Origin of the sequence: Marinitenerispora sediminis (assembly GCF_003336425.1) — a bacterium.
GTDB classification, from domain to species: domain Bacteria; phylum Actinomycetota; class Actinomycetes; order Streptosporangiales; family Streptosporangiaceae; genus Marinitenerispora; species Marinitenerispora sediminis.
In genome coordinates this window covers 1-6,880 of sequence record NZ_QEIO01000210.1, presented here as the reverse complement: position 1 = coordinate 6,880, position 6,880 = coordinate 1, and the positions used below count along the sequence as shown (strand labels likewise).

The 6,880-nt window shown below is 76.6% G+C and carries 5 protein-coding genes; 3 read left to right on the top strand and 2 right to left on the bottom strand.

From position 1 onward, the window contains the following. Positions 1–220: 220 nt before the first annotated feature. Complete coding sequence (locus tag DEF28_RS24765) at positions 221–1,045, top strand: metallophosphoesterase family protein (protein ID WP_114400765.1); 825 nt, start codon at positions 221–223, stop codon at positions 1,043–1,045. A gap of 389 nt (positions 1,046–1,434) precedes the next feature. Further along, positions 1,435–4,191, top strand: a complete 2,757-nt coding sequence (locus DEF28_RS24760; protein WP_158562918.1) for an AAA family ATPase — start codon at positions 1,435–1,437, stop codon at positions 4,189–4,191. A 114-nt stretch (positions 4,192–4,305) separates the two neighbouring features. On the opposite strand, the gene DEF28_RS24755 is transcribed toward DEF28_RS24760, so the two are convergent. Both DEF28_RS24755 and DEF28_RS24750 read right to left on the bottom strand, forming a co-directional pair. Further along, positions 4,306–5,400, bottom strand: a complete 1,095-nt coding sequence (locus tag DEF28_RS24755) for a sensor histidine kinase (protein ID WP_199493505.1) — start codon at positions 5,398–5,400, stop codon at positions 4,306–4,308. Next, positions 5,397–6,041: a response regulator gene (locus DEF28_RS24750; protein ID WP_114400762.1), complete on the bottom strand. Its 645-nt coding sequence runs from the start codon at positions 6,039–6,041 to the stop codon at positions 5,397–5,399. The genes DEF28_RS24755 and DEF28_RS24750 overlap by 4 nt, the downstream gene beginning before the upstream one ends. A 176-nt stretch (positions 6,042–6,217) precedes the next feature. Here DEF28_RS24750 and DEF28_RS24745 point away from each other — a divergent pair. Beyond that, on the top strand, positions 6,218–6,880 hold a 663-nt coding region (locus tag DEF28_RS24745), incomplete at its 3' end, for a DUF4344 domain-containing metallopeptidase (protein WP_114446242.1).

Sequence of the window (6,880 nt, the reverse complement as noted above, 5' to 3'; positions counted from 1 at the left end):
GGCCCGGCTCCTCCCCCGCGACTCGGCGACCGGGACCGCCCCTCCCGCCGCCCGGCGGTGTGCCTCTGCGATGATCGGGGTGGCCCGGGCGGGCCCGCCGGAGCCGTCGACCGCGCGAGCGAACGGGGAGCCGATGATGTCCAGTGGCGGTGGTGCGCCGCGCGCGGTTCCCGGCGCGGGCGCGGAGCCCAACGGCGCGGGCCGCGCCTCCGCGCGGCTGATGGCGGTCAGCGACCTGCACGTCGCCTATCCCGAGAACCGGCGGATCGCCGAGGAGATCCGGCCGGAGTCGCCGGAGGACTGGCTGATCGTCGCCGGCGACGTCGCGGAGCGGGCCGCCGACATCGAGTGGGCGCTGCGGCTGCTGCGGGACCGCTTCGCGGTGGTCGTGTGGGTGCCGGGCAACCACGAGCTGTGGACCCCGCGCCAGGACTCCGTGCGGCTCCGCGGGGAGGAGCGCTACCGGTACCTGGTGGACATGTGCCGGCGGATCGGGGTGCTGACCCCGGAGGACCCGTACCCGGTGTTCACGGGCGCGGGCGGGCCGGTGGCGGTGGCACCGCTGTTCCTCCTCTACGACTACACGTTCCGGGTGGAGGGGGCGGCGACCAAGGAGGAGTCGCTGGCACTGGCCTACGACTCCGGAGTGGTCTGCTCCGACGAGTTCCTGCTGCATCCCGATCCGCATCCGAGCCGGGACGCCTGGTGCCGGGCGCGGGTGGAGTGGACCCGGGCGCGGCTGGAGGAGTGCCCGCCGGAGCTGCCGACGGTGCTGGTCAACCACTTCCCGCTGGTGCGCGAACCCACCCGCGTGCTGCGCTACCCGGAGTTCGCGCAGTGGTGCGGCACCGAGCTGACCGCCGACTGGCACGTCCGCTACCGCGCGGCGGCCGTCGTGTACGGCCACCTGCACATCCCGCGCACCACCTGGTACGACGGGGTGCGGTTCGAGGAGGTGTCGATCGGCTACCCCCGCGAGCGGCGCCGCCGGGGCCTGCCGCGCGGTGTCCTGCGGCAGATCCTGCCGGCCGCTGGGCAGGACTGAGCCCGGCCGGGCGACCGCGGTCAGCCGCCGCACGCGGCCGCCAGGCATGCGACCGTGATCTCGGCCACAGCGGCCGGAGCCGTCCGCCGGTCCGGCCGCCTGCGGCGGGCCGGCCGCTGGACTCCGCGGATCCGGGCCGCCGGCGGATCACGGTCCGCCGCCCTGGTCAGCCGCCGGAGAGCAGTGCGTCCGAACACGCGAGAGTTCCACGCCATTCTTCGCATATATCGGAAATTCTGCATGGTTGCCGGTCGAAGAGAAGTTTTTCTAATCTTGCCCCCACGGCGGATTGAAAGAGCACAAAATCCACTAATTCGCCATTAACGTCCTCAGCCACATTTCTTCGGGGTCCGCGCCATACAGAACGCACGTGGGGGCAGGTCATGGGGTTGGTCGAACGTGATCGCGAACTGGAGGCGCTGCGGGAGGCGCTGGCCGACGCGGATCGCGGCCGGGGCGCGGTCGCGGTGGTCACCGGCCCCGCGGCCGTCGGCAGGAGCGCCCTCCTGTACGCGTTCACCGAGGAGGCCGCGGCATCGGGAGCGCTTGTCCTCACCGCCGCCGGCTCCCGGGAGGAGCGGTCGCTTCCCCTCGGGGTGATCGACCAGCTGCTCCATGACGCGCCGCCCGGACGGCTCCGGCCCGTGGCCCCGCACCGGGGCGGGACGGTTCCGGCCGGGTCCGGTGCCGACTCCCTTGAGCACATGCGCCTCGCCGACAGCGGCTGCCGGGCGCTGCTCGACCTGGCCCGGAGCACGGGGCCGGTGGTGGTCGCCGTGGACGACGTCCACGTCGCCGACGAGCTCTCGCTGCGCTGCCTCTCCTTCCTGGTCCGGCGCCTGCGATCGGCGCGGCTGCTCCTCGTCGTGACCGAGCGGGCCGGACCTCGGCCGGCGGACTCCGCGCTGCACGCCGAACTGCGCCGCCGGGCGGACTGCCGGCGCGTCCGGCTGGCCCCGCTCTCCCCCGCGGGCGTGGCCGCGCTGGCCGCCCGGTACGCGGGCGTGCCCGCGGCCGAGGGCTTCGCCGCCGAGATCGGCCGGCTCAGCGGAGGCAGCCCGCTGCTGGTCCGAGGACTGCTGGAGGACGCCCTCGCGCGTCCCGCTGGCGGCGCCGGGCCGCGGGGCGGCGAGGCGTTCACCGAGGCGCTGCTGGCGTGCCTGCACGGCTGCGGGCCGGACGCCCTCGCGGTGGCGCGGAGGCTCGCGGCGCTCGGCCCGCCCGCCGCGCCCGATTTCGTCGCGCGGCTGCTCGGCACCGAGACCGCCGCCGTGTCCGACCAGCTGCGTGTCCTGCGGGCGGCCGGCGTCCTGGACGGCGCCTGGTTCCGCCATCCGCGGGCGCGCTCCGCGGTACTGGACGACATCCCCGCCGAGGAGCGTGCGCGGATCCGGCTGCGTGCGGCGGACCTGCTGCACCGCGACGGCGCGGACCCCGCGGCGGTGGCCGACCTGCTGCTGGCCGCCGACCGCGCCGAGGCCCCCTGGGCGGTCGAGGCCCTGCGCGCGGCCGCCGACCAGGCCCTGTCCGCCGAGCGCGCCGGGGACGCCGTCCGCTACCTGGAGCTGGTCTACCGGTCCTTCCCGGAGCAGCGCGGCCCCGTGCTCACCACCCTGTCGGCCGGGCTGCAGTGGTGGGACGACCCCGCCGCCGCCGACCGGTTCCTCGGGTGGCTGACCCGCGCGCTGCACGAGGGCCGCGCCCCGTTCGGCGCGGCGCTGGCCGGGGTCAGGTACCTGCTCGACCGGGGCCGGACCGAGGACGCGCGCAAGGCGCTGGGCGTGCTCGCCGACTCGGCCCCGCCCCTCGACGCGGCCGCCCGGGCCGAGCTGCGCGGTTTCCGGCTCTGGCTCCGCGTCAGCCGTCCGCCGCTCGCCGGCGAGTTCCTGGAGCCGTTCGCGGACGGCGCCGAGGGCCCCGGGCCGCTCCGGCCGGACGGTCCGTGGCCGTGGGCGGCCCGCCTGCTCGCCGACGTGCTCGCCGGTGAGGCCGGCGAGCGCGCCGCCGAGGAGGCCGGCGAGATCCTGGAGCGGTGCGGGGCCGACGGCACGCCCCCCGAGGCGGTCGACGCCGCGCTGACGGCGCTGCTCCGCCTCGACCGGCCGGACCTCGCGGCCCCGTGGTGCGCGGTCCTGCTGCGCGCGGCCGCCGAACCCGGGCACCGCGCCCTGCGGGCGGTGCTCTCGGGCGTCCAGGCCGACATCGCGCTGCTCGCGGGAGACCTGCCGGCGGCGCACCGGCACGCCGCGGAGGCGCTGCGGATCCGGCCGCCCGCGGCGTGGGGGGCGCGCGCGGGCGCCCCGATGGCCGCCCTGCTGCTGGCCGCCAGCGCGATGGGGGCCAACGAGGAGGCGGAGGCGCTCCTGGAGCACGCACCGCCCGAGGCCGAGGCGCCGAGCCTTGACGCGCTGCGCTTCCGCTACGCCCGCGGCCGCCACCTCCTGGCGACCGACCGGCTGCACTCCGCGCTCGCCGACTTCCGGTCCTGCGGCGAGCTGATGGTGCGGTGGGGGGTCGACCTGCCGGCGCTGGCCCCGTGGCGGAGCGGGATCTCCGAGGTGCTGCTGCGGCTGAACCGGCGCGAGGAGGCACGGGAGCTGGTCGAGGAGCAGCTCGCGCTGCTCGGTGGCGCCCGGACCCGCGAGCACGGCGTCTCGCTGCGGCTGCTGGCGGCGGCCGGGGAGCCCCGGCAGCGGCCCGCGCTGCTCAAGGAGGCCGTGCGGACGCTGCGGGAGCGCGGCGACCGGCTGGAGCTGGCGCGGGCGCTGGTCGACCTCGGCAACGCCCACCGAGCCCTGGGCGAGGCCGGCCGGGCCCGGATGGCGGTGCGCCGCGCCTGGCACCTCGCCGAGGAGTGCGGCGCCCGGCCGCTGCTGGCCGCTCTGTCGGCCCTCCAGGGGCACGCCGAGCCGGTGGCGCCCGCCGGCGCGGCGGAGCCGGCTGCGGGCATCTCCGCGCTCAGCGACGCGGAGCGGCGGGTGGCCGCCCTCGCCGCCCAGGGCCACACCAACCGGGAGATCGCCGGACGCCTCTACATCACGGTGAGCACGGTCGAGCAGCACCTCACCCGGGTGTACCGCAAGCTCAACGTCCGGCAGCGGGCCCACCTGCCCGCGGCGCTGGCGGCCCGCGCCTCGGGCAGGTAGGCGGGCCGGGACCAACGCCCGCTGCGCCGGGCCGCGAGGGCCGGACCGGCGGCCGCGGCGGGGGCTCAGCGGGGGGCGGCCTGCTCGCGGCCGAGCGGCCCGCCCCGGGGCGGGCTACTCGGCGGGCAGCCGGGCCTCGACGCGGAAGCCTCCGTCGTCCAGCGCCGCGGCGCGCAGGGTGCCGCCGAGGTGGTGGGCGCGCTCGCGCAGGCCCAGCAGGCCGTGGCCGCCGCCGGGGAGGCGTAGCGGCGGTGCCGCCGCCGGGCCGTTGGAGATGTCGATGACCAGCTGGGCGTCCTCGTGCCTCAGTCCGACGTCGACGTGCGCGCCGGGCGCGTGCTTGCGGATGTTGGTCAGCGACTCCTGGACGATGCGGTAGGCGGCGCGCTCCACCGGTTCGGGCCACCGGCGCTCCGGAGGGAGGTCGATGGCCGCGGTGACGGCCATTCCGCTGGAGTCGAGCAGGCCGCGCAGCTCGTCGAGCGTGGGCTGCGGGGTGAGTTCGGTCCCGCGGGCTCCCGCCGCGCGCAGGATGGTCACCATGTGCCGCAGTTCCGTGAGCGTGGTGACGCTGAGCCGGCGCAGCTCGCGGGCGGCCTCGCGGACGTCGGGGTCGGGGTGCGCCGCCTGCAGCGCGGCGGCCTGCACGCTCATCAGGCTGACCTGGTGGGCCACCACGTCGTGCATCTCGCGGGCGAGGCGGGCGCGTTCGGTCGCCAGGGCCCGCTCCTCGATGAGCAGGCGCTCGTGGCGCTGGGTGGCCACCAGGTCGGTGATGCGGGCGGCGAGCTCCCGCCGGGTGCGGACCAGCATCCCGATCAGGGCGGGCGCGGCCCCGGTCAGCGCCGCGTAGCCGACGGAGACCAGGGTGCGGGTGTCCAGGGCCGGCGGCTGGACGGCGTCGAGGAAGGACCGGATGTCGACGAGGGCGACGACGGCCGCGCCGAGGACGGCCGGCCAGGGGCGCCGGCACCGCTCGGCCAGGCCGTAGACCGCGAACATCGGCGCGAACCAGAGGAAACCGGTCCACTGGCCGGGCAGCGCCAGCAGCAGGGCGGCCCAGGGCAGGCGGCGGCGCAGGAGGAGGCCGCCCGCCGCCAGCAGCGCCAGGCCGCGGGCCAGGTGGTCCTCGGGGCCGGTGACGAGCACGCCTTCGAGCGCGGCCAGCGCGGCGGGCAGGCCGAGCGCGAGCCAGCCCGGGGTCCTCACGAGTCGGCCGCCACCGCGGCGATGCCGCACTCGTGGGCGAGCACCGCGGCCTGCACGCGGTTGCCGACGCCGAGCTTGCCGAGCAGCACGCTGATGTGCTCCTTGACGGTGCCGCTGGACAGGTGCAGGCGGGTGGCGATCTCGCCGTTGGACAGGCCGAGCGCGAGCAGCCGCAGGACGTCGGTCTCGCGGGTCGTGAGCGTGCGCACGCGCTCGGCCCCGCGCGACCGGGGCCGGTGCCGCGCCACGCTGCGGGTGACGGCGGCCGACAGGGCGCTGGCGCCCGACGCGAGGAGCCGCACGGCGTGGATCAGCTGGTCGGGTTCGGTGTCCTTGAGCAGGTAGCCGGCCGCGCCCTCGCACAGCGCGGTGGTGATGTAGTCGTCGGTGTCGAAGGTGGTGAGCATCGCCACCACGGGCGGCCGGGGCCGGGAGCGGATCCGGCGGAGCAGGGTCAGGCCGTCGACCTCGGGCATGCGGACGTCGAGCAGCACCACGTCGGGCCGCTGCTTCTCGATGGCGCCCAGCGCCGCGGGGCCGTCGCAGGCGCCCACGACGTCGATGTCGGCGGCGGTACCGAGGACCATGCTCAGCCCGCGCCGCACCAGCGCCTCGTCGTCAACGATCAGCAAACGCGTCATCGACCCCTTTATACCTCCTTACCTGCGGTTTTACCCAATGTCAGGTTTCCCGCGCGGGGCCCGCCCGCCCTTCCGCGGCCTCCTCCGCGCGGAGGAGGCCGCCCCGCCCGACCGGCGGGTGATCCCGGCCCATCGGCGGGTGGGCGGCGAGGTCAAGAGCGTGCAGCATCACTGCCATGAATCGGTTTCGGATCAGCCAAGCGATCGCCAAGCCGCGCCGGACGCTCCTCCTCGCGTCCGCCCTGCTGTGCGCGCTCCTCTCCGCCGCCGGCTGCGCCCTCTCCCCGCAGGCCGCGGAGGCCGGCCACAGCAGCCTCGCCCCGGCGCCGGCCGTGTCACCCGTCAGCGTCGGCTACGACGAGCCGGGGAAGGGGCAGGCCGAGGACGCCGCGTTCCTGCGCGACAGCAAGGTGATGGAGGAGCTATCCGACCGGATCGGCTCGACCTTCGGCCTGCCCTCCGGCGTCGCGATCACGGCGTCGTCGTGCGGGGCGCCCGACGCCTACTACGACCCCGCCGAGTCGAAGATCACCATCTGCTACGAGTACGTCCAGGACGCCCGCGACGGCTTCGCCGCGCGAGGCGACGGCGACGCCGACGGCAAGGTGCTCGGGCTCATGACCGAGACGGTGTACCACGAGGCCGGGCACGCGCTCATCGACAAGCTCTCGCTGCCGATCACCGGGCGCGAGGAGGACGTCGCCGACCAGTTCGCCGCCTACATGCTCATCGGCACCGACCTGGAGCCCCGGCTGCACGGCGCCATCGCCGACTACCAGCGCCACGCCGAGGCGCCGGGCGGCAACCTCGTCAAGCCCTCCGACGAGCACGCGCCCGCC